At 67.2% G+C, this 22495-nt stretch carries 21 protein-coding genes; 11 read left to right on the forward strand and 10 right to left on the reverse strand.

Going from position 1 to position 22495, the window contains the following annotated elements:
* Positions 1 to 11: 11 nt before the first annotated feature.
* From BLU62_RS21575 to fabG, 4 genes are read right to left on the reverse strand one after another with little or no spacing between them, the layout of a single operon-like run.
* Positions 12 to 827, reverse strand: coding sequence for an enoyl-CoA hydratase-related protein (locus BLU62_RS21575; RefSeq protein ID WP_074852009.1), 816 nt, complete (start codon positions 825 to 827; stop codon positions 12 to 14).
* Complete coding sequence (locus tag BLU62_RS21580; RefSeq protein WP_074852010.1) at positions 824 to 1627, reverse strand: enoyl-CoA hydratase/isomerase family protein; 804 nt, start codon at positions 1625 to 1627, stop codon at positions 824 to 826. Before BLU62_RS21580 ends, BLU62_RS21575 begins: the two co-directional genes overlap by 4 nt.
* A gap of 3 nt (positions 1628 to 1630) precedes the next feature.
* On the reverse strand, positions 1631 to 2395 hold the full coding sequence (locus BLU62_RS21585) for an enoyl-CoA hydratase/isomerase family protein (protein ID WP_074852011.1): 765 nt from the start codon (positions 2393 to 2395) through the stop codon (positions 1631 to 1633).
* Positions 2392 to 3129 carry a 3-oxoacyl-ACP reductase FabG gene (gene fabG / locus BLU62_RS21590; RefSeq protein WP_074853088.1) on the reverse strand — a complete coding sequence of 246 codons (738 nt, stop codon included), beginning with the start codon at positions 3127 to 3129 and terminating at the stop codon, positions 2392 to 2394. The genes BLU62_RS21585 and fabG overlap by 4 nt, the downstream gene beginning before the upstream one ends.
* A gap of 249 nt (positions 3130 to 3378) precedes the next feature.
* On the opposite strand from fabG, the gene BLU62_RS21595 reads away from it, so the two are divergent.
* The 4 genes from BLU62_RS21595 to BLU62_RS21610 all read left to right on the forward strand — a co-directional run bounded on the left by BLU62_RS21595 (position 3379) and on the right by BLU62_RS21610 (position 7238).
* Complete coding sequence (locus BLU62_RS21595) at positions 3379 to 4176, forward strand: SDR family NAD(P)-dependent oxidoreductase (RefSeq protein ID WP_074853089.1); 798 nt, start codon at positions 3379 to 3381, stop codon at positions 4174 to 4176.
* A complete protein-coding gene (locus BLU62_RS21600; protein ID WP_084811848.1) occupies positions 4173 to 4889 on the forward strand; it encodes a TetR/AcrR family transcriptional regulator in 717 nt (238 codons plus the stop codon). The genes BLU62_RS21595 and BLU62_RS21600 overlap by 4 nt, the downstream gene beginning before the upstream one ends.
* Positions 4890 to 4987: 98 nt before the next feature.
* Positions 4988 to 5596, forward strand: coding sequence for a TetR/AcrR family transcriptional regulator (locus BLU62_RS21605; protein ID WP_074852012.1), 609 nt, complete (start codon positions 4988 to 4990; stop codon positions 5594 to 5596).
* A gap of 46 nt (positions 5597 to 5642) precedes the next feature.
* Positions 5643 to 7238, forward strand: coding sequence for an acyl-CoA carboxylase subunit beta (locus tag BLU62_RS21610; RefSeq protein WP_074852013.1), 1596 nt, complete (start codon positions 5643 to 5645; stop codon positions 7236 to 7238).
* A gap of 218 nt (positions 7239 to 7456) precedes the next feature.
* Here BLU62_RS21610 and BLU62_RS21615 read toward each other — a convergent pair whose 3' ends face one another.
* The 3 genes from BLU62_RS21615 to BLU62_RS21625 all read right to left on the reverse strand — a co-directional run bounded on the left by BLU62_RS21615 (position 7457) and on the right by BLU62_RS21625 (position 11699).
* Positions 7457 to 8845: an IS1380 family transposase gene (locus BLU62_RS21615; protein ID WP_084811849.1), complete on the reverse strand. Its 1389-nt coding sequence runs from the start codon at positions 8843 to 8845 to the stop codon at positions 7457 to 7459.
* Positions 8846 to 9117: 272 nt separating this feature from the next.
* Entirely contained in the window at positions 9118 to 10104 is a 987-nt protein-coding gene (locus BLU62_RS21620) for a spirocyclase AveC family protein (RefSeq protein WP_074853093.1), read from the reverse strand.
* 53 nt (positions 10105 to 10157) lie between these two features.
* The gene (locus tag BLU62_RS21625; RefSeq protein ID WP_074853094.1) at positions 10158 to 11699 is read right to left on the reverse strand and encodes a PEP-utilizing enzyme; all 1542 of its coding nucleotides are present in this window, start codon (positions 11697 to 11699) and stop codon (positions 10158 to 10160) included.
* 190 nt (positions 11700 to 11889) lie between these two features.
* On the opposite strand from BLU62_RS21625, the gene BLU62_RS21630 reads away from it, so the two are divergent.
* From BLU62_RS21630 to BLU62_RS21650, 5 genes are all read left to right on the forward strand, one after another.
* Entirely contained in the window at positions 11890 to 12720 is an 831-nt protein-coding gene (locus BLU62_RS21630) for a hypothetical protein (protein WP_074852015.1), read from the forward strand.
* Between the two features lie 185 nt (positions 12721 to 12905).
* Complete coding sequence (locus tag BLU62_RS21635) at positions 12906 to 14063, forward strand: acetyl-CoA C-acetyltransferase (RefSeq protein WP_074852016.1); 1158 nt, start codon at positions 12906 to 12908, stop codon at positions 14061 to 14063.
* Positions 14060 to 15220 carry an acyl-CoA dehydrogenase family protein gene (locus BLU62_RS21640; protein WP_074852017.1) on the forward strand — a complete coding sequence of 387 codons (1161 nt, stop codon included), beginning with the start codon at positions 14060 to 14062 and terminating at the stop codon, positions 15218 to 15220. Before BLU62_RS21635 ends, BLU62_RS21640 begins: the two co-directional genes overlap by 4 nt.
* Before the next feature lie 105 nt (positions 15221 to 15325).
* Positions 15326 to 16501, forward strand: a complete 1176-nt coding sequence (locus BLU62_RS21645; RefSeq protein ID WP_074852018.1) for a hypothetical protein — start codon at positions 15326 to 15328, stop codon at positions 16499 to 16501.
* 68 nt (positions 16502 to 16569) lie between these two features.
* Positions 16570 to 17757, forward strand: coding sequence for a phosphotransferase (locus tag BLU62_RS21650; protein ID WP_074852019.1), 1188 nt, complete (start codon positions 16570 to 16572; stop codon positions 17755 to 17757).
* A gap of 16 nt (positions 17758 to 17773) precedes the next feature.
* Here BLU62_RS21650 and BLU62_RS21655 read toward each other — a convergent pair whose 3' ends face one another.
* Positions 17774 to 18403 carry a TetR/AcrR family transcriptional regulator gene (locus BLU62_RS21655; protein WP_074853096.1) on the reverse strand — a complete coding sequence of 210 codons (630 nt, stop codon included), beginning with the start codon at positions 18401 to 18403 and terminating at the stop codon, positions 17774 to 17776.
* Between the two features lie 249 nt (positions 18404 to 18652).
* Between BLU62_RS21655 and BLU62_RS21660 the strand changes: the two genes are divergently transcribed.
* Positions 18653 to 19597: a hypothetical protein gene (locus BLU62_RS21660; RefSeq protein ID WP_244278380.1), complete on the forward strand. Its 945-nt coding sequence runs from the start codon at positions 18653 to 18655 to the stop codon at positions 19595 to 19597.
* Positions 19598 to 19670: 73 nt separating this feature from the next.
* Positions 19671 to 20606: a PaaI family thioesterase gene (locus BLU62_RS21665; RefSeq protein ID WP_074852020.1), complete on the forward strand. Its 936-nt coding sequence runs from the start codon at positions 19671 to 19673 to the stop codon at positions 20604 to 20606.
* 95 nt (positions 20607 to 20701) lie between these two features.
* Here BLU62_RS21665 and BLU62_RS21670 read toward each other — a convergent pair whose 3' ends face one another.
* Both BLU62_RS21670 and BLU62_RS21675 read right to left on the reverse strand, forming a co-directional pair.
* A complete protein-coding gene (locus BLU62_RS21670) occupies positions 20702 to 21718 on the reverse strand; it encodes an ABC transporter ATP-binding protein (protein ID WP_074852021.1) in 1017 nt (338 codons plus the stop codon).
* Between the two features lie 46 nt (positions 21719 to 21764).
* Entirely contained in the window at positions 21765 to 22442 is a 678-nt protein-coding gene (locus BLU62_RS21675) for a hypothetical protein (protein ID WP_074852022.1), read from the reverse strand.
* Between the last annotated feature and the right edge of the window lie 53 nt (positions 22443 to 22495).

Genomic DNA, 22495 nt, shown 5'->3' on the forward strand with positions numbered 1-22495 from the left:
GATGCCTCCCGTTATCCGTTCTCGTGGACGATCGATCCGGCTGCCGCGCTGAACACGGGGCGACGCTTCTCGCCGAATGCGCTCACGCCCTCGGCGAAGTCCTCGCTGTCGAACAGCCGAACCTGGTGTTCCACCTCTCGGTCGAGGACGTCCGGGGTCAGCCCACCCGCCTGCGCGAGCATCGACTTGATCGTGGCGTAGGCCTGTCCGGGTCCGGCCGCGAGTGTCGTGGCGTCGGCGAGTGCCTCGTCGAGTGAACGACCGGCCGGGACGAGCCGGTCGATCAGGCCGATCGTCAGCCCGTCGGCGGCCTCGATGACCTGCGGCATGAGCAAGAGCTGACGGGCCCGCGGCGCACCGACGCGCGCCGGCAGGCTGGCGAAGATCCCCATGTCACCGGCCAGCCCGACGCCGGTGAAGGCCGTCGAGAAGCGGGTGCCCTCCTCGGCGATCACGCGGTCGCACGCGAGCGCGAGCGATGCACCTGCGCCGTAGGCCGCGCCCGCGACCGCGGCCACGACCGGCTTGCCGGTCGCCCAGATCGCGCGGATCACGCGTTGCGCGGCCTGCGCCCGCGGCCGTGACTCCTCGGCGGGCATCCGCTTCATGGTCGAGACGTCACCGCCCGAGCAGAAGACTCCGCCCGCACCGGTGAGGACGATCGCGCGTACCGAGTTGTCGTCGGCGGCCGCCTCGAGTGCTTCGGCCAGTGCGTACCGGAGGGGCAGGTCGATGGCGTTGCGTCGTTCCGGCCTGTTCAGGGTGATGACCCGAACCGCGCCGTGGTCGGCGACCAGCACGGGCTCCGGTGTCGCGTCGGTGCTCATGCGCCGACGAACTTCGGTGTCCGGCGTTCGATGACCGCGGCGAGCCCCTCCAGCGAGTCCGCGGTGCCCGACAATGCCGACACGACCCGGGCCTCCTCGCCGAGGCGTGACTCGATGGGTGAACCGATCCCGTCCCAGACGAGCCGCTTGGTGGCGGCGACGGCCAGCGGCGGCAGTGTGGTGAACGTCGTCGCGAGTTCCGTGACCCGCGTGTCGAGTTCGGCGTCGTCGACGACCTCGCTGACCAGTCCGATCTCGTGTGCCTCCGCTGCGGTCAGCGTCGGATTCGTCAGCAGGATCTCGAGGGCCTTGCGAACTCCGACGATCTGCGCGAGCGTCACCGTCGCGCCGCCGTCAGGGGCCATCCCGACGCGTACCGCGCCGGAGAAGATGCGCGCCGACCGGGCCGCGACCACGAAGTCCGCCGCACACAGAAGGCCCAGTCCGCCACCGCCGGCGGCGAATCCCTGGACACCGACGATGACCGGGCACTTGAGCCGCAGCAGTGACGCCGTGGCGATCTGCAGCCACGCGGTGGCCTCGCGCAGATAGTCCGGCAGTGCGTCTCCCTTGGACGCGAAGGTCTTGACATCGCCACCGGCACAGAAGTTCTTGCCCTCGCCGGTGAGGACGACGACCTTGACCCGGGCGTCGCCGTGACAGGTCAGCACCGCGTCGTTGAGCGCGCGCAGCAACTCCGTGTCCATACCGTTCGCCGCGTCGGGCCGGTTCAGCCGAATCCGGCCGATCCCGTCATCGGTGATCGAACACAGCACCACAGGTTGAGCTCCATCTGACATGTCCTACTGCCTCCTCGTAGCGAAGGTCGCGACACCGTTGCTCCCGGCGTCGCCACTGATATGACCGACCACCGCGTCCAGCTCCAGGTCGAGGCCGTCGTCGAGCGATCCCGACAGCCCCTGGTGGACGAGGCTCTTGATCTTCGTGACCGCCGACCGGTCGCGGCCGGCCAGCTTCGAGACGAAAGCGGCTGCTTCGCTGTTGAATTCCGCCGCGGGCCAGCTGCGGTAGGCAAGTCCGAGGCGCTGCGCGTCCAGCCCGGACAGGCGGTCGCCGCTGAGGAGCAGGCCCAGAGCCTGCTGACGGCCCACGAGTCGCGGGAGACGCTGCGTGCTCCCGCCGCCCGGGATCTGCCCGAACCGGATGTGGTTGTCGGAGATCCGGGCGTCATCGCTGACGAGTACGACGTCGGCCGCCTGCATCAGCTCGAATCCGCCGGCCATCGCGACGCCCTCGACGAGCGCCACGACCGGTACCGGGCAGGTCGACACGGCGCCGCACGCGCCCCGGAAGTTCTCGAACAGCGGGCGCAGGGCGTCGGGGCCGTCCGCGCGAAGCCGTTCGACCTCGGCGAAATCGCCTCCGGCGCAGAAGTTCCCACCTGCGCCGCGGATGACGATCACGTTGACGTCGGCGTTGTCGCCCAGCGCGCCGATCGCCTCGGCGAGTTCACGACCGAGTTCGGTGGTGACCGCATTCATCTGTTGCGGCCGGTTCAGCGTGGCATACCCGATCCCGTCGGAGATCGCGACGTCGACGACGCTCACATCCCTCGCCCCCCGCCGACCTCGATCACCGATCCGGTGACGTAACTCGACAGATCCGAGGCAAGGAAGACGACGGCCCCGGCGACCTCCTCGGGTTCCCCGGCGCGCTTCATCGGGATCGTGGCCTCCGTGGCGGCGAATGCCTCGGCCGACATCGCGGCTGTCATCGGGGTCTTGATCAGGCCGGGCTGTACAGCGTTCACGCGCACGCCGTGGTGGGCGAGTTCCTTGGCCGCCGCCTTGGTCAGTCCGACGATCCCCGCCTTGGCGGCGCTGTAGTTGGTCTGGCCCGGATTGCCGATCTTGCCCGACATGGACGAGATGTTGACGATCGAGCCGCCGCCGTTGTCGCGCATGATCGCGGAGGCCTCCTTCACCCCGAGCCAGGTGCCGCGCAGATGGACGCCGATGACGAGGTCGAAGTCCTCGACGGTCATCCGGCGCAGCGAGGCGTCCCTGGTGACGCCGGCGTTGTTGACCCAGATGTCGACGCCGCCCCACTGCTTCACCACGACGTCGACGGCGCCGCGCACGTCGTCCGGTGACGTCACGTCGCACCCCACGCCGAATGAGTCACCGGGGAGCGCTGCGGCGGCGGTCGTGGCCCGGGCCTCGTCGAGGTCTGCCAGTGCCACCACCGCGCCGTGGCGCGACAGTTCCCGGGCGATGGCCAGTCCGATGCCCTGCCCCGCGCCGGTGACGACCGCACGGCGGCCGGCCAGCAGGCCGGTCACCTCCCGCTCCTCACCCTCGACGAGTTCTTCGACATCACGCACGACTCTCAACACGACTCCGATTCGCTGGACGACTGAGTTGAATTGAAGATAGATTAAAACTGGATGACGGGCAACCGTTTTCGGCCGGTCTCCGAGGCGGAACGGCAATATCGCCGAAAGCTTGTTTTTCGAATGAAACCTAAATTATTCTGCGTCGCAGCCGGCCGCCGCGGCCGCACGGTCGTCGACGCAGCGAGAGGACACATGATGGATCTTGGTCTCGCCGACGCACGCGTACTCGTCACCGGGGGCGCGTCGAACATCGGCCGGGGAATCGTGCACGGATTCGCACGCGAGGGCGCGCGCATCGTCCTGAGTGACATCGACGGCGAGCAGGCCGAGAAGGTCGCGGCCGAGGCCACTGCCGCGGGTGCCGCCGAGGTGCGGCTCGCGATCGCCGACCTGACCGAGCCCGACGCCCCCGAGCAGGCCGTCGCCGCCGCTGTCGATGCCTGGGGCGGGCTGGACTGCCTGGTCAACAACGCGGGATGGAGCGTCCCCGGTTTCCTGACCGAGGACACCGACCGGGACCGCTGGCAGCGGCTCGTCGAGGTGAACCTGTACTCCTCCATCGCGACCACCCAGGCGGCGCTGGAACCGATGTCCGCGAACGGCAGCGGATCGATCGTCTTCGTCTCCAGCGACGCGGCCTTCGGTCAGATCCGGCAGGCGGTGTACGGCGCCACCAAGGCAGCTGTCGTCGCGCTCGCCCGGACGACCGCAAAAGAGTTCGGCCGTAAGGGCATCCGCTCCAACATCGTCTGTCCCGGACTGGTCGTGCCGAAAGGCCCCGAAGCCGTCGGCGCGAAGAGCCTGTGGGCCGGCGGCGCCGGAACCGTCTTCGACGACAAGCAGACCGAGTTCATGACCAAGGGCACTCCGCTGCGGCGCCTGACGACCGCCGAGGACGTCGCGAACTCCGTGGTCTGGTTGTCCTCCGAACGCGCCGCCCGGCAGGTGACAGGCCAGATGTTCTCGGTGTCCGGCGGGTACACGATGCCATGACCAGGACACCCGCGTCCCAGACCCCGCCGGGTCCGTCAGAGGTCCCGGGGACACCGGTCCCGGACCCGTCGGCACCGGACACATCGACACTGGACAGATCGACATTGGGCACCCGGGAGCGGATACTCGTCTCGGCGGCGCAGGTCCTCAGCGAGCGCGGTTATGCCGCGACTCGCCTGTCGGACATCGCCCGTCGCGCCGGCGTGCATGCGCCGGGGGTGTACCACTACTTCTCCTCCCGGGACGACCTGGTGACGCAGGTCCTGCGGGAAGGCCAGCGCCGCGTCCGTCAGCACGTCACGGCGGCGCTCGAGGCGAGCCCGCCCCACACGTCGAGCCGCGACCGCATCATGATCGCGATCGACGCGCACCTGCGCATCGAACTGGAGCTGTCCGAGTTCGCCACCGCGGTCACCCGCAATCTCGGTCACGTGCCGGCGCCGATCAGGGAGTCGTTGCAGGCCGACAGCGAGGCCTATCACGCGGTCTGGCGCGACCTGCTCGCCGACGCCGTCGCCGACGGGTCCATCAGCCCGTCGGTCGACGTCCGCGTCGCACGCATGATGGTCATCGGTGCCCTCAACTGGGCACCGGAGTGGTGGCACAACGACGACGCGCCGGTCGGCGTGGTGGTCGCGACGGCGCAGGGCATCGTCGGCGACGGACTCTTCGCGCGCCCGGATTCCCGCATCACCGAGACGGCCACGCCGTGACGGCGCTCCCGACCCGCGACCGCGGCCGGGCCCACGACGCCGGGCACCGGTCACGTTCCTCGCGCCCCTGGTCCACCCGCTTTCGATACGGTTGCGGCATGGCAGCCACTGCAACGCGGGAAGCGTATCTGGAGACGGGACTGACAGTGCTCGCCGATTCGGGCTACGGGTCGTTGAAGCTCGCCGAGGTGTGCAAGCGGCTCGGGGTCACCACCGGGTCGTTTTATCACTTCTTCAAAAACTGGTCCGACTACACCTCACAACTCATCGAGCACTGGTACACGTCGCGGACCGAGAGCGAGATGTCGGCAGCCCGGTTCGAGCCCGACCCGCAACAACGGATCGACGGCCTCATCGAGTACGGCCTGGCTCTGCCGCACGGTGCCGAATCGGCGATCCGCACCTGGTCCGCGATCGATCCCGCCGTGCGCAGGGTCCAGGAGGACGCCGACCGCGCCCGCTACGACGTCGTGTTCGATGCGGTGCTCGAACTCCTTGACGACCGGGTCATCGCCCACCGGTACGCGAGCTGGGCGCTCTACCTTCTCACCGGCTATGAACAGACAACCCTGCCCAAGGACGTCGACGCCCTGAAATGGGCTGCCCGCCAAATCACCACAGATCTCAGCCGCGAAGTCCGCCGGCACCGCCGCGAACAGCGCGCGATGGCCGTCGAGAAGTCGCGCGCCGACGAGTCCCGCGACTGACGACGCACGTCGCCGTCGGCGCGGAAACCACGAGGAGCCGACCCACATGACCGCCGACATCATCGCCCCCGGCCCCGCGTCCGCCGACAGCGCGACCGGGGACGTCTTCGAACGCGTTCGTGCCGCGCACGCCGCCGTCCTCGACGACGCCCGCCCCGTCGAGGTCGATCGGCAACACCGGCGCGGCCGGTACACGGCCCGGGAACGCGTGCGGATGCTCACCGGGGGTGCGTCTTTCATCGAGTTCGGCGCTCTCGCCATACCCGACTCCCCCGACGGTGCGCACGCTCCGGGAGACGGCGTCGTCACCGGCGTGGGCACGATCGACGGACGGCCCGCGGCCATCGCGGCGTTCGACTTCACGGTGCTCGGCGGCAGCAACGGCGCGGTGGGGATGTCCAAGATCGAGCGGTGCGTCGAGCGCGCGTTGCGCGACCGTATTCCGCTCGTCCTGCTGTGCGACGGTGGCGGGCACCGGATTCAGGAGGGGCTCGACTCGCGACTCGCGGCGGTCGGGTCACCGATGCTGCAGCGGCTCGTCGACCTCTCCGGGCTCGTACCCACGGTGGCGGTGATGCTCGGACCCGGATTCGGCCTCGCCACCAACCTCGCCGCACTGTGCGACTTCGTGGTGATGGTCCGGGAGATCTCCACCATGGGCATGTCCTCGGCCCCGTTCGTGCGCGCGGGAACCGGCGAGGAGCTCACCAACGAGGAGATCGGCGGAGCCGACGTCCAGACCGGCTACGGAACAGCAGATCTCGCTGCCGACGACGAAGAAGAGGGCATCGACGCCGTACGCGCCTACCTCAGTTACCTACCGTCTCACGCCGAGGGCTTCGGGCCGCGCGGCTCCGGCCGGATCCCGTCGACCGCGGATCGGATCGACGAGATCGTCCCGACCTCGATGCGGCGCGCCTACGATGTCCGCGACGTGCTCGACGCACTGGCCGACCAGGATTCGGTCTTCGAGATCCGCGCCGCGGCGGCACCCAACATCGTGACCAGCTTCATCCGTGTCGACGGGCATGCGATGGGCGTCGTCGCCAACCAGTCGCTGCATCTCGGTGGGGCCCTGGACAGTCCGGCCTGCGAGAAGGCCGCACACTTCATCGCGGTCTGCGATGCCTTCGGTCTGCCGCTCCTGCTCCTCGTCGACCTGCCCGGCTTCCTCATCGGTTCCGATGCCGAGGCCTCCCAGTTGGGCAGGCGCAGTGGACGTCTCGCCTACGAGCTCGCCATCGCCACCGTGCCGCGGTACATCGTCGTGATGCGAAAGGCGTACGGCGCGGCCTACGTCGCGATGGGCGGCGGCCGCAGCATCGACGCGGACCTCGTCCTGGCCTGGCCGACGGCCGAGATCTGCGCCATGCCCATCGAGAGCGCCGTCGACATCGCCTACCGGCGCGACATCGCTGCCGCCGACGACCCCGAACAGCGGCGGACAGAGGTGATCGCGTCGCTTCGCGAGGCGGTCGACCCGGTCCGCGCCGCGCAGGGCTTCGGTATCGACGACGTGGTGTTCCCCAGCCAGACGCGCGCACTGCTGGCCGACGCACTCGCCCGGTCGGCGTCGAACGGTTCGGGTGGGCGCCGTGAACCCCGGGTACCCGGCAAGCGACGGTCGATCTCCCCGATCTGAACCCGGCGCCGATGAGCCCTCCCCCGGACCCTGAGGTGCGAAGAGCGGCAACGACGAGTACCCCCTCGCCCCTGAGCCTGGATCCGTGGACGGGTTGTCGGGAGGTGTAGTTTGGGCTGCTTCTGTGGTTGATCAGGTTGTGGGCGTGGGGTATTCGCTGATCTTTGTCAGCTTTTTCACAGGGGTTCCTGGTGGTGGGTGGATGTGTTGGGGTGGGGTCAGGGGGTGTTCACCGCGGTCCACAGGGTGGTGAATGCGTGGTGCCAGGGCCAGTGTCGGGGTAGGTGCAGGATGGGTGTTCGTGCTGGTCGGGCCAGTCGGGCGGGTACGGCGACCAGGGTGCGTCGTAGTGTCGCTCCGCGCGCGGCGCGCAGTCTGGCCGAGCTGGTGAGCGCGGCGAGGGTGCGCATGAGGTTGTGGCTGATGGCGGTCAGGGCCAGCCAGGCGGCGTTGGCGCCGAAGACGCCGGAGGGTAGATGGGCCAGTGGTCCGTCGATGAGGTCGGCGAACACGGTCTCGATGACGGCGTGGGCGCGGTGATTGATGTCGGCGGTGATGGTGTCGTCGGTGGTGTTGGTGAAAAACGAGTGATACCGCCATGCCGGCATCAGGGTGTCGGTGTCGGCAGGGTGGTGTGCTTTGACTCGCCGCACGATGAGTCGGGCGGTGATCGGGTGTGACGAGAGTGGTCTGACCGTGTAGGTGGTTTCGGCGATTTCGGCATCAGAGATCAACGCGCCGGTGTCGGGGTCGGTGACCGCCCCGGGATAGACCACTGGGGTCCAGGCATCCTCGCCGATGGCTGAGATCGCGCGGGTGATCGCGGTGTTGGTCCGTAGGACCAGCGAGAACGTGGCTCCCAGGCGTTGGCAGGTAGCCATCACCTCAGCTGATCCGTAGGCCGCATCAGCGCGCACGGTGATCTCACCGGCGGCCCCGCAACGCCGGGCGGTGGCGATGGTTTGCGCGATCATCGTTGCGGCCCCGGCACCGGAGGCGGCGCGGCCGGCGCGCAGCCAGGCGTTAGCGATCACCGGTGGGTACTCGGGTGCGCTGAGGGTGGCGATCAGCGGCGACAGACCCCGACGCAGCAGTTCACGTCCGGCGATCTTGGCGTGTCCGTAGGAGGCGCCGGTCTTCTGATAGCCATAGACCGGACGCAGCAGGGAATCGATATCGACGAACACTCGGGCACCGTTAGTGGGCAACAACCCTGCCCGGGCGCACATCGCCGGCAGGGAGCGGGTCATCACGGCGTTGAGTTGTCGGGCATGCCCGGGAGTGAACTCACGCAGGGTTTGTCCGATCGTGGCCGGGGCGTACACGCGGTCGAACAAGCGTCGGTGCCCGCCGCTGCGGACGATGCCGAGGTCGTCGATACTGTCCGCGCCGCAACATAACCCGGCGATCACGGTCAGCAGTTTCGCTTCCAAGTTGGCTCCGGCTGAGGCGACCCGGGTGGTGCCCAGATCGACCCGTTTGGCCAGCAGCGCGGCCACCCCGGTCGAGCGCGCCAATTCCATCACCGGTACCAGCCCGGCATGCGACACGAGATTGTCGTCGTCAAAGAGTGCGGACGTGGCCGAGAAGCTGTGTGATACTTTCACTGAAAGTGCCTTCTGAGCTGGGATGTTTTGTGTCTCAACACCACCAATCATCCCAGCTCAGAGGGCACTTTTATGTCACCGACACCCCACACCCCTCCACGGATCCAGGCTGAGGCGCGAGGAGCGACAGCGACGAGTACCCCTCGCCCCCTGAGGCGCGAGGAGCGACAGCGACGAGCACCCCCTCGCCCCCTGAGGCGCGAGGAGCGACAGCGACGAGCCTCGAAGGGTACTCCCACACCCCTCGAGGCCCGCTCATTGCGGGGATCAGATCACGCAGGCAACAGGTAACTCGGCAGGTCCGCGATCGAGGTGCCGATGAGTCCCAGCCAGTTGAACGGCAGGTGGTACACGAAGACCAGTGTGACCATGCAGAAGCCGAGGACGGCGAAGTTGCGCACCGGTTCCCGGAGCGCCGGGCGCCAGTGCACGAGTCCGACCTCGATGGGCGACAGCCCCTCGGGATGATCCTGCGCTTCCATCCGCATCCAGGTGAACACACACCCGACAGCGGCCACGAGGATGGACTCGTAGATCGGGAACTGGTGTACGGTCCCGGCCCAGAGGGTCAGCGGCTCATAGGTTTTGGCGAACGAGTAGGCGTGGGTGGTGCGGATGACGACGTTCTCCACGATGAAGTCGAAGAGGAACTCACCGATGAAGACGAAGGTGAAGAGCGTCACCTTGCTCATGTTCGGCCAGCGACGGCGCGCCTTGTTCGCGTGATGGCAGGCGACGATTGCGACGCCGGCGCAGAAGTAGACATACATCGGCGGTCCCCAGATGAGGGACTCCGCGTAACGACTCGGCGCCTCGGGGTTGTGGAAGGGCAGGAATTTCACCCAGACGCCCATGTTGACGTTCTCGCTGTTCCACGCGAAGAGGTACTCCTGCACGTTGAGGAACGCGTCGGCGACGAAGCAGATCAGGCCGCCGATCACGAATCGTCCGTCGAGGCTGAGCTTTCCGGTCTTGCGGATCGGTTGCACCACCGAGAACCAGATGAAGGCGGCCAGCACCAGGAGACTGATCACCTCGAAGACCCGCAGCGCGATCAGGCGCCAGTCGGCCATCTCGTCCGGACCGATCTTCGGCGCCGGGGAGAACTCGGTATCGGAGGTGACCCAGCGTGCGATTGTGTTGACGCACACCAGGAACCACACGATCCCAACGGCTGCAAGGAAGGTTGTCGAGCCGCGCCGTGGCAGTGGCGGCACAGCGGTGTCCTCCGCCTGTTTCGCCGCACTGTCGATCGCCATCACAGTACTCCCGTTCTGTTTGTCGTCCGACCGGTTGTCGGACTCTGCCCGCATCACGATTCCGCCGCAACGGGTTCGGCCCGTGGCTCGGCGGCTTTGACGAGGATCTCGACCGTCCCGGACGCGCCGTCGACGCGGATCCGGTCACCTGTGGTCAGCGTGGTGGTGCCCGTCCTGGTGTTCATGACACACGGAACACCCATCTCCCGTGCGACCACCGCGGCATGGCTCATCATCCCGCCGATGTCGACGACGAGCGCCTCGGACAGGAACATGAGGGAGACCCAGGACGGATCGGTCGTGTGCGCGATCAGGATGTCGCCGTCGGAGACCTCGGCGTCGGCGGGTTCGGTCACCACGACGGCCCGGCCCTCGACGGTCCCCGGGGATGCGCCGACGCCGGACAGGATGGTTCCGGCCGGCCCGGACTCGGCGTCGGGTTCTGGCGTGCGCTCGGGTTCGGGGTTGCCGACCCATGCGGCGGGCAGTTTCAGCGACTGGTACTCCAGGCGCCGCGCCCGACGATCGGCGACGATCGACCGGACGCCGTCCGGCAGCGCTCTCGCCAGTTCTTCCGCGGTCAGATAGAAGGCGTCGTCAGGCGTGTCGAGGACACCGTCGGTGACGGCGTCGGCACCCAGACGGCGCGCGCAGGCCCGGATCACGTCGAGACTCTGCAGGTAACTCACCTTTCCGACCCCGCGCAGCGGGATGAACAGGCGAGCCAGCCGCAGCGTCAGTCGAGTTCTCATCCGCCCCACCCCGCTACCGGCGAACAACGTGCGCTCGGCGGCGGCACCCGCCCGTTCGAGCGCGGCGGCGCGCTCCTGCGGGCTCTCACTGTCCGGCATGCCGGCGAATGAGGCGATCAGTCGTTCGACGGGCGCCGGGTCCTCGCGCCAGCTCGTCGACGCCGTCTCACCCTCGCCCGCACAGTGATACCCGTGCCGGAGGAGGAATTCCGCGAGCGAGATCTCACCTCGCGACACGTTCCACATGTCGGCGAGAACGACCGATTCCTCGTGCGAACCGTGTCCGCGGAGCAGGTCGGTGATGTCCACGCCCGCCCTCTCGGCCAGCGTGGTGATCTGCTCCTGGACGGGTTGGATGGCGCCGGCACTCACGATCGCCTGCAACTCCAGTGCGTGGGTGAACCGTTCGACCGCTTCGGTGAGAAGGGACCTGACCTGGTCCTGGCCGAGGGTGCCGATCGTGGCGATCGACTGCCGCCACCAGGCGTCGATGTCTGATCTGTCCCGACGCATCCGGCGCACGATGGTCGCCAGCATCCGCGGATAGCTGACCGCGATGGCGGGCAGGCGCCGCATGGACGGCGAACTCACGAAGTCCTCGGGCACGAAGCCGAAGAAGTCGCGGGCCAGGGCGTCACCGGATTGTCCGGGGATGAGATCTCCCATGCGGCAGAGGAAGTCGACCCGAACCGCCATCCGGCCGAAGAAGGCGCCGGTGATCCGCTCCAGCGGATCGTCGGGGATCCCGGCGTCGCTGCCGGTCAGCACCCCCATGGCATGGAAGGGCGACCGGAGACCCATCTCGCTGGCAGGTACCCACACGCTGGCGGTCAGCGGGGTCATCACGCCGGGCACCGCCTCGGCGAGGTTGATCGAGCTCCAGGAGGCCCCTGGCGGGGACTGCGCGTTGAGGACGTCCATTGATCCACTCCTTGTGGCCGGAGGCACGGCGAGTGTGCCGTGGGCCACACTATAAACCAACTTATGGTAATTTTCTAACACAAAATAAATCTTCTGGTCCGAGGAGAACACCATGACCGCCCCCGTGACGACCGACGGAATCGACTCTCCCGTAAGTGAGGTCGGGCAGTGGCTGGCGACCAGCCTCACCTTCGCGCTCGCCCTCGCGGCCATCGCCTACGTGGTGCGCATCTGCGTGCGCGACAGAATCATCTGGCCCGCCATCCTGCTCGCCAGCGGCGGATTAACCTGCCTGATGGAGCCCCTCTTCGATCACCTGTACGGGTTGTGGTTCTACGAAGAAGGGCAGTGGCACCTGTACACGACGTTCGGGAGCAACCAGCCGATATGGGTACCGGCGGCGTACATCGCCTTCTACGGCGGCGCGACGGTGTTGATCTCCCGCACACTCGCCCGACGTCCCCAGATGCGGACGGTGTGGTCGCTGTACGCGTCGATCGTAGCCATGGCCGTGATCGCCGAGATCACCTACATCAGCATCCTCGAGGTGTACTGCTACCAGGACCGCCAGCCATTCGTCGTCCTCGGCTATCCGATCTTCCTCGGGTTCACCAACGCGATGAGTGCCGTGGTCAGCGGGATCGTCGCCTATCGACTCGTACCGCTGCTCCGCGGAGCGGCTCAGTTGTACCTGATCACCCTGGTTCCCGGCGCATTCGCCATGGGCCTGTTCGGGACCGGCATCCTCTATCTGTCGGTGCGCCACTCCGAGAACCCGTCGATGATCCTCGTGTCGCTTGCCGCACTGACCGTCGCGGGCGGGATCGCCTGGACGATCCGGATGCTGGGACGGCACCTGGTGGACGGCCGGAACCCGGTAGATCCGGCCTTGCGGCCGGCGACGCACACCGCCGATGACGAGCGCCGCACGCCGGTCGCCTAGGCGCCCCGCCGGGACACCCGGACCCGACACAATTTTCCACCCGGCAAGTTTTGATTCTATGTTAAATTATGTCGGCAGGCATGGGTGCGAGATCGATCCGCCCTCCACGCGCCCCGACCGGAGCGCCCACGTGCCCCAGTGATGCGCCGATGCCGCTGAGCATCGATCAAGACCAAGGAGAACAGATGGCCGAGGCATATATCGTCGACGCGACCCGTACGGCGGTCGGCAAACGAGGAGGCGGGTTCGCCGACCGGCACCCCGCGGACATGGCGGCCCACGCGATCGCCACACTGACCGGCCGGCACGACTTCGATCCGGCCGAGATCGACGACGTCATCCTGGGCTGCCTGGACAATCTCGGCTCGCAGGCAGGGGACATCGCCCGTACCGCGGCACTCGCGGCTGGTCTGCCCGAATCGGTCCCCGGCGTCACCATCGACCGTCAGTGCGGATCCGCGCAGCAGGCAATCCATTTCGCGGCGCAGGCCGTGATGAGCGGCACCAGCGACCTGATCGTCGCCGGTGGTGTGCAGAAGATGAGTCAGTACCCGATCCTCTGCGCTTTCGGCGCCGGTGAACCGTACGGCTCGTCAGACCCGTGGACCGGGTGCGAGGGCTGGGAACAGCGCTACGGAACGCAGGAGGTCTCACAGTTCCGTGCCGCCGAGATGATCGCCGACAAGTGGGGCGTCAGCCGCGAGGACTGCGAACACTACGCATTCCGCAGTCATCAGCGCGCCCTGGCCGCCATCGACGCCGGATACTTCACCCGTGAGATCTCCGAATACGCCGGTGTCACCACCGACGAGGGACCGCGCCGCGACACCAGCCTCGAGAAGCTCGCCGGACTGAAGCCGCTCTCCGAGGGCGGCAAGGTCACCGCCGGTGTCGCCAGCCAGATCTCCGACGCCTCTGCCGCGCTGCTCATCGCCTCCGAGGACGCCGTCAACCGCTTCGGATTCACCCCGCGTGCCCGGATCCATCACATGTCGGTGCGTGGTGCAGACCCGATCATGATGCTCACCGCCCCCATCCCGGCGACCGAGCACGCACTCAAGCGCACCGGCCTGAGCATCGACGACATCGACACCTTCGAGGTCAACGAGGCCTTCGCTCCCGTCGTGCTCGCCTGGCTGGCCGACACCGGAGCCGACCCCGCGAAGGTGAACCCCAACGGCGGCGCCATCGCGCTCGGCCACCCGATCGGTTGCACCGGAGCCCGGCTCATGACGTCGATGCTCCACGAACTCGAGCGCACCGGCGGTCGCTACGGCCTGCAGACCATGTGCGAAGGCGGCGGACAGGCCAACGTCACCATCATCGAACGGCTGGGATCATGAAACGCACCCTCTACACCGAGGATCACGAGGCATATCGCGAGACGGTCCGCGAGTTCCTGCGCCGGGAGGTCGAACCGTACAAAGCGCAGTGGGACGCCGACCGCTGGATCGACCGCGCGGTCTTCGCGCGAGCTGCGAAGGCCGGGATCTACGCCCTGCAGATCGGTGAGGAGTTCGGCGGCGCAGGCGAATCCGATTATCGCTACCGGATGATCGTGTGCGAGGAGACCGCACGGATCAACGCGCTGTCGTTCAACACGACCATCAGCCTGCAGGACGATCTCGTTCTGCACTACCTCCTGGATCTGACCGACGACGAACAGAAGCGGCGTTGGCTACCCGGATTCGCCGCCGGCGAGAGCATCGGCGCGCTGGCCATGACCGAGCCCGGGGCCGGCAGCGACCTGCGCGGCATCAAGACCTCGGCCCGGCGCGACGGCGACAACTGGATTCTCAACGGGCAGAAGACCTTCATCTCCAGCGGGATCATGGCAGACCTGATCGTCGTCGCCGCCCAGACCGACCCCGAGGCCGGTTCCCGCGGCTTCAGCCTGTTCGTCGTCGAGGCCGACGACACCCCGGGATTCGAACGTGGACGAAAACTCGACAAGATCGGGCTGCCCGCGCAGGACACCGCCGAACTCTTCTTCGCTGACGCCGTCGTACCCCATGCCAATCTGCTCGGCGAAGAGGGCAAGGGACTCCCGTACCTGATGAGCCATCTCCCGCGCGAGCGTCTCGGGGTGACGGCCAAGGCCTTCGCGGTCACCCGCGCCATCCACCAGAAGACGGTCGAGTACTGCCGTGACCGCAAGGCGTTCGGCGGTTCGCTGACCGACCTCCAGCATGTCCGGTTCGAGCTCGCCGAGATGAAGACGGAGATCGACATCGTCGAGGCCTACGTCGACAAATCGGTACTCGCCTACAACGCCGGCGAACTGACACCCATCGATGCCGCCGAGGGCAAATGGTTCGTCAGCGAACTGCAGAAGCGGGTCATCGACCGCTGCCTCCAACTACACGGCGGCTACGGCTACATGACCGAGTACGACGTCGGCCGCGCCTACGTCGACACCCGGGTCCAGACGATCTACGGCGGAACCACCGAGATCATGAAAGAGATCATCGGACGCGACCTCATCGCGTCGGCAGAATGACAGACGGCCCCCTGCGCCAGACGAACGGTGCAGGGGGCCGGCGCATCCCGCGAGCATTCGGCGCCCGGGCACCAGAAGGGGACTGCTGTGCGAGAACAGTTGGCCATGGCATCTGCGGTCACGCGGGTGGCGGCGACATCGGCCGGTGAACGGATCCGCGGCCGATCGGCGGTCACCAGGCGCGACCAGGTACCGGCGAGCGTGGACCAGCTGACCACCGGATGGCTGACCGCCGTCCTCGCCACCGGGCATCGAGCGGCTCGGGTCACCGGCTTCCGACTCGGTTCCGGCTCGGACGGCACCAGCTCACGCCGAGCCATCACCGTCGACTGGAACGAAGCGGGAATCTCGGCCGGACTCCCCCGCGCGATCTACTCCAAGTCCACGCCGTCGCTCCTCAACCGGTTGCTGGTGGGCGTGACCGGCGCGGCCGGCGCGGAAGCGTTGTTCTACAGCAGAATCCGGCCTGAACTCGACATCGGCGCGCCCGCCGGCTACCACGGCGCCTGGGACCCCCGCAGCTGCCGATCGATGGTCCTGACCGAGGACATAGCCGTCGCGCGCGGCGCCCGGTTCGCCGACGCGTCGACGCTGAAGGTCGACCGTGCCGCCGCGGAGTCCATGGTCACCGAACTCGCCCGCTACCACGGGGCCCTGTGGGAGGACCCTCGGCTCGAGAACACCTGGAACCTGCTGCGTGCCGACGACTGGCAGCGGATGTTCAACGCGCGCATCGGCTTCGATCGTGGTGCGGTCGTGGGTATGCGTCTCCTGCCCGACGAGGTACCCGCGGAGCTCCGGGGTCGCGGCGCCGACATCCGTGCCGGTCTCAGCCGATCGCTCGAGCTCAACGCGAGCGGCCCACTGACCCTCCTCCACCAGGACGTCCATCCGGGCAACTGGTTCACCCTGCCCGACGGCTCGCTCAACCTCTACGACTGGCAGGGAATCGGTCGCGGCGGTTGGTCACTGGACGTGAGCTATGCGCTGAGCGCCGCCCTCGACATCGAGGACCGCCGAAACTGGGAGCGCGACCTCATCGAGCTGTACGTGGACCGCCTCGCCGCGTTCGGCGGCCGGCCGCCGTCACCGGACGAGGCGTTCCTCGCCTACCGGCAACAGATGTTCCGCGGCTTCATCTTCTGGACCTACACCTATCTCGTCGGCCGGGTGTCCAAACTGCAGACCGACGACCACGTCCGTCGTATCGTCCGGCGCACCGGTCAGGCGATCGTCGACCTGGAGTCTCTCGACAGCCTCGACCGCATGCCGCGCTGGTAGTCGGCATGTCCGGACCGCAGAGACCCCTCGCCACCACAGTCCCGCCCCAGTCTGGAGAGTGACCACGCATGTCGGTCGGAGCAAAGCTGAATCTCGTCGGTCAGGCAGCGCGGGTGGTGCTGCATCGGGGCACGGAGGTGATGCACGGGACACGCCCCCTGCACCCGGGCGAGGTCCCGATCAGCGTCGACGACCTGACCCCGGAGTGGCTGACCGCGGCGTTGTGTGCGCACGTCGAGGGCGCGGCGGTGACCGATTTCCGGATCGGCGACGGGTCGAGCGGCACCAGCGACCGTCGGAGCCTGACGGTGGGATACAACCGCGTCGGCACCGACGCCGGATTGCCGCGCGAGCTGTTCACCAAGACCACTCCGGACATCCGGACGAGGCTGTTCACCGGACTCACCAACCTGTTCGTCGGTGAGTCGCAGTTCTACAACCGGCTCCGACCCGAGCTGAGCATCGAGAGTCCGCACGGCTACTTCGCCGCATACGATCTCCGGTCGTGCCGGTCGATCATCATCATGGAGGACATCGCACGTACGCGCGGCGCCGAGTTCGGTTCACCCCAGACACTCCGCGTCACCCGGGACCAGGCGCATGACATGGTGAACCTGATGGCGGCGTATCACGCTGCGTTCTGGGATGATCCACGCCTCGACCGCGAGTTCGGTTTCCTGCAGACGAGTTCGGACTGGCAACGTCATCTCGACTCGATGATCAACACCCAGGCGATGGTGCGCCGCGGGCTACGCCGAGCCGAATCCGTGCTTCCCGAATCACTTCTGCGGCAACGGGACCTGATCTGGCCCGCGTTCGAGGCGTCCCTGGAACTGAAGTCCAGACCGCCGCTCACCCTCCTACATCACGACGTCCACTCGAAGAACTGGTACGTCGACGGCGACGGACGGATGGGCCTCTACGACTGGCAGACGATCGTCAAGGGCACCTGGGCCATCGACTTCGCCTACGCGCTCAACTGCGGTCTCGAGATCGCCGATCGACGGGCGTGGTTCGACGAACTGCTCGGTCGCTATCTGGACGCGCTCGCCGCCGGCGGGGTGACTCCGCCGACGCGATCCGACGCCGAGCGTGCCTACCGGGAGCAGTCGATACACGGCCTGATCTTCTGGCTGGCGACGATCGGCGCCGGGCGGATGCAGCCGGATCTCCACGACGAAACGGACTGCCTCGTCAACATAGAGCGCCTCGCGTCCGCAGTGGTCGACGCCGAATCACTCTCCGCGCTGCACTGATTCGGCGGTTGCCCAGTCAGTGCGGGTGCCCGTAGAGCGCGCCCGCCCACAGCGCCACCAGGGGTTCGACGGCCGCATCCTCGTCCGGTAGGTCGGGATCCACCCCGAGCCCGGCAATGTGCAGAACCCTCTCCGTGCCCCAGAACAGCGTCGCCGCGAGCTGACGGCTCGGGACCGTCGACACGATGACACCGGACTCCCGCTCACGTTCGATCTCGGTCGCGCCCGCCTCGATGAACCGTCCCGTGATCTCCAGCCACCGGTCGCGCAACGACGCCTCGGTCGGCCAGTGGTGGTTCACCGCCTGCAGAACCACCCGATGACGACGCCACGCCCTGGTGACGTCGGTGATACTCCGTTCCAGGGCGGCTTCCGGTGGGTCGTCGGCAGTACGCCGCAAGAACGGTGACACCGTCTGGAAGATGTCATCCATCGCGCGCTCGAGCAGGCCGAGCAGCACGGCGAAGCGCGACGAGAAGTACGCATAGAAGGTCGCGCGGGAGACCTGCGCGCCGCGCAGGATCTGCGCGACACTGATCTCGCTGAAAGGCTTCTGCGCCATCAACTTCAGCGTCGCGCGGTAGATCTCATCGGGGATCTCGCCGGTCTCGTCCGCGGTCCGTTGCCGGCCGCGCGTCCGCACCACATCTGCCACCAGGCCGACACTACCCCGCCCGAGCGGCACTCTCGTCGACGCCGACGGCGCGAGCGCCGGCTGGTTTTATGCCAGTTTCAAAAATAGGTATACAACGTGTCTGCCTTTTGCTAGTGTGACCGAGTACACAAGCGCCCCGTCGGGGGTCGAAGCCATCACAGGAAGGCGTTCGCCGTGAGTTCAGTTCTGAATCTGGCCAGCAGTTGGCCACTCGTGACCGAGGAGGGCTGGCCGCCGAACATGGCGCCGAGTCCCGGTGACTTCACCGCCGGTGCCACCTCGGAGATCACGTTCTTCTTCATCGCCGGTGCAGCGGTCGTCATCTTCGCGCTCCCCTGGGCCATCGGTGCCGCAGTGCGGAGCCGGAACTTCGTGCCCCTGCTGGTCATGGGCAGCGGTCTGGTCTGCAGCCTGCTCGAGCCGATGCTCGATCTGCTCGGCCATCTGCACTGGGCCAATGATCTCGTTCCGGCGTTCACCAACTTCGGCGTGACCGTACCGGCGTTGATCCCCCTCTGTTATGTCGCATTCCTCGGACTCGAGGCGTACTTCTGCTACTTCGTGATCCGCAACGGCGCACACAAGTGGCACTTCGTGATGCTGCTCGGCATGGGCATCATGACCGACGCCGTCATGGAGACCATCGGCATCAACCTGAATGTCTACGAGTACTACGGTGTTCAGCCGTTCGAGTTCCTCGGCTTCCCGTACTGGTGGGGCTTCATCAACGGCGGCTCGTTCGTCACGGTGGGCGCCATCCTCGCCTACGCGGTTCCCCGCCTCAAGGGCGCGCAGCAGCTGCTCCTGCTCCTCGCCGCTCCGGCCGGCATGATGGTCGCCTACTTCGGCGTCGGCTGGGTTCACATCCTCGCGCACAACTCGGCGCTCCCGACCTGGGCACGCTACATCGCGACGATCATCATGATGGTCATGATGGTGGGCTGGATGTTCGTCCTGCATCACCTGGTGGGCCGCAAGGACTCCGAGCCCGCTCCGCGCTGGACCCTCCCGCGGATGTTCATGTACTCGTGGGTCCTGTTCACCCACGCCAGCCGTCAGCGCCTCTGGGATCGCATGGTCGACGAGGGCGGCGTGGGCGCACACGAAGCCCTCGCCACCAACCCCGAGGATCCCGCCCAGGCGGTCTTCGGCCCGCCCGCGAAGCGGATTCCCGAGACGGTCTGACCGACCCACTCCCGCATCAGAACAGCACCCGGCCGGTTGGCCGGGTGCTGTTCTCGTAGGTTACGTTTTGAATATGAATTCGAGTTCTCTCGCCACCGACGAGTCGGTGCCGGCGGTCGGCCTCCCCATCTTCGACGCGGACCGTGCAACCGCATCGATGCATGTGCGGCTCGAGTCGGTGGACGATCACTTCGCTGTCTTCACCCAGCAGGTCCAGGACTGGCAGCGCGGTCCCGACGGCGCGATCTCGTTGGCCGCACTCGGCCCGATGGTCGACGCCGCAGTCGGGTCGGCGCCGTACCTCAGCGCCGGCGGTACCCGGAATTTCGTGATGTCGAGCCTGTCGGCGACCTTCGTCGCGGGGGTCGGGGACGACGACACGGTGAGGGCGCAGTCCCGGCGCGTCGATGTCGACCGACGCACCGACACCGTGGCCTCGGTGGCCGAGGTCCACGGCGGCGCAGGGCTCATCGCGGTCGTGACCTGTCGAGCTGTTCCTGTGGAACGGGTACTCCGGGAGACCGTGACCGTACCCACTCAGCACGGACTGCAGACCGTGGACGAATCCGGCACACGCCCCGAGACACGGGCCGTCGGAGCCCCGGGCACCGCGAACACCGCAACTTCCCTGCGCAGCAGCGTCTTCGCCGCTGTTCTCGGACTCGAGGTCGCGGCGTCGACGACCGCGTCGGTGTCCGGCACCTGGACCACCGCACCGTGGATGCTCAACCCGTTCGACACCGTGCAGGGCGGCGTCGTGCTGGCCGTGGTCACCGAGGCCGCACAGCTCGCACTGGCCGGGATCACCTCCGCGGACGAGGTCATCGGGCTGACGGAGATCTCGGTCGATCTGCTGCGTTCGCCCGCCGCGTCGACCACCTACGACTGGTCCGTGTCCTTCCTCCGAATCGGACGTCGAATGGTCACCATGGCCGTGACCGTGACCGGCACCGACGGCCGTGAACAGGCACGGGCCACATGCACAGCATTCCGGGTGCGCCGCGACTGATCGCGACACACCCGGAACGTGTTGGGACACAACCTCGGCGCTGCCCCGCGCCGGGGTCGACCGGTAGACGGGGCCAGAGAAAACGGCTCCGCGCGCTACACCGCGGACGTGAATTCGTCGCGCGCCCGGTCCTCCTCGTGGAGGCTGCGGCGGATGGTCTCCTGCGCCCGGGGCGGCAAGGTGGGCAGCAACTCCAGCACCCGCTCACGGTGACGGGCCACCGCCTTGCGCTCGGGCATACCCGGATTGGGCTGCACCTGCGGGATGATCTCGGTGAAGTCCTCCTTGGTACCACCACCGGAGATCCCCGCCGCCGCCATCGCCGCCTCCGCCGCGACGAGGGCCTCGTCCTTCTCCTCCGACATACCGATCGGACCGAACCGATCACCGGAGAGGAACTGCTTGACCACCGGCTGCTCCGAAGTCAGCAACTGCTCACGCGGACCGAACATCACCAACTCCTTACGGAACAACATGCCGATGTTGTCCGGGATCGTCCGCGCGATGTTGATGTTGTGCGTCACGATCAGGATCGTCGCATCGATCTGCGCGTTGATGTCGATCAACAACTGCGAGACGTAAGCGGTACGCACCGGATCCAGACCCGAGTCCGGCTCATCACACAAAATGATCTGCGGATCCAGAACCAACGCGCGCGCCAGCCCGGCACGCTTGCGCATACCACCGGAGATCTCACCGGGCAGCTTGTCCTCGGCACCGGTCAGACCGACCAGATCGATCTTCTCCATCACGATGTCGCGGACCTCGTTCTCCTTCTTCTTCGTGTGCTCACGAAGCGGGAACGCGATGTTGTCGAACAACGACATCGAACCGAACAGCGCACCATCCTGGAACAGCACACCGAACAACGTCCGGATCTCATACAGCTCCTTGGCCGAACACTGCGTGATATCGGTGCCATCGATGATCACCGACCCCTGCTCGGGATGCAGCAACCCGATCAACGTCTTCAAGAACACCGACTTACCGGTACCCGACGGACCCAGCAGCGCAGACACCTCACCCTCCGGCAACGTCAACGACACATCTCGCCAAATATTCTGCGAACCAAACGACTTGGTGAGTCCCTCGACACTGACCTCTACACCCATCTCGTCCTCCAGTTGGTCTGATCTCGGTGGAACTCGTCGCGGCCGGTCACTTGGGTGCGACGGCGCCGTCGATGCCGCCCACGTCGGTGATCAGCCAGTCCTTCGAGCTGTCCATGGTCACGGTGTAACTCGCCGTGGACTGCACGCCGTCGGGTGCCTGGGCGTTCTTCGTCATCACGCTCACGAATGCGGAGACCACGTACACGCTGCCCTCGTGGGACTTGACGCTTGCAGCGATCGGTTGCGCGGTGGAGGTCCACTGGAGCGGGACGATGACCTGTTCCATCGAGGTCGATGCCTCGGTGAGCTTCGCGGTGAGTTCCGGCGACGTGTTGGCCGTCAGCCGGGAGTTCCAGGCGCCGAGATCCTTGTAGTTCATGTCGGCTGCACCGGTGGCGTAGTCGAGCGCGCGCTGTTCGGCGGTGGTCGCGGCGGCGGTCTCGCTCTGCATGGCGCTGATGGTGTCCGACTTGTCCGCGACGACGAACCCGAGGATGCCGATCGCGACGGCCATCCCGAGGACCACCAGGCCGACGACGACCTGCTTCAGGCCGAGTTTCACCCCCGAGGCACGGGCCAGGAACGAGTCCCCGCCTGCCGTGGGCCGGTCGGAGCCCTTCTCGTCGTTCGCGGAGCCGCGTGTCGCCGATCCGGTTGCGGGCGTGGCTGTGTCGTCGCCGGTGTCGGTGGTGTGCTTCTCGGCTTTCACGGTGGGGGTGCTCATCGGTGCTTCTCCTGATTTCGAAGTCGGTTCGTGCGGATCGGGTCCTGCTGGGT

The organism is Gordonia westfalica, assembly GCF_900105725.1.
GTDB lineage: Bacteria > Actinomycetota > Actinomycetes > Mycobacteriales > Mycobacteriaceae > Gordonia > Gordonia westfalica.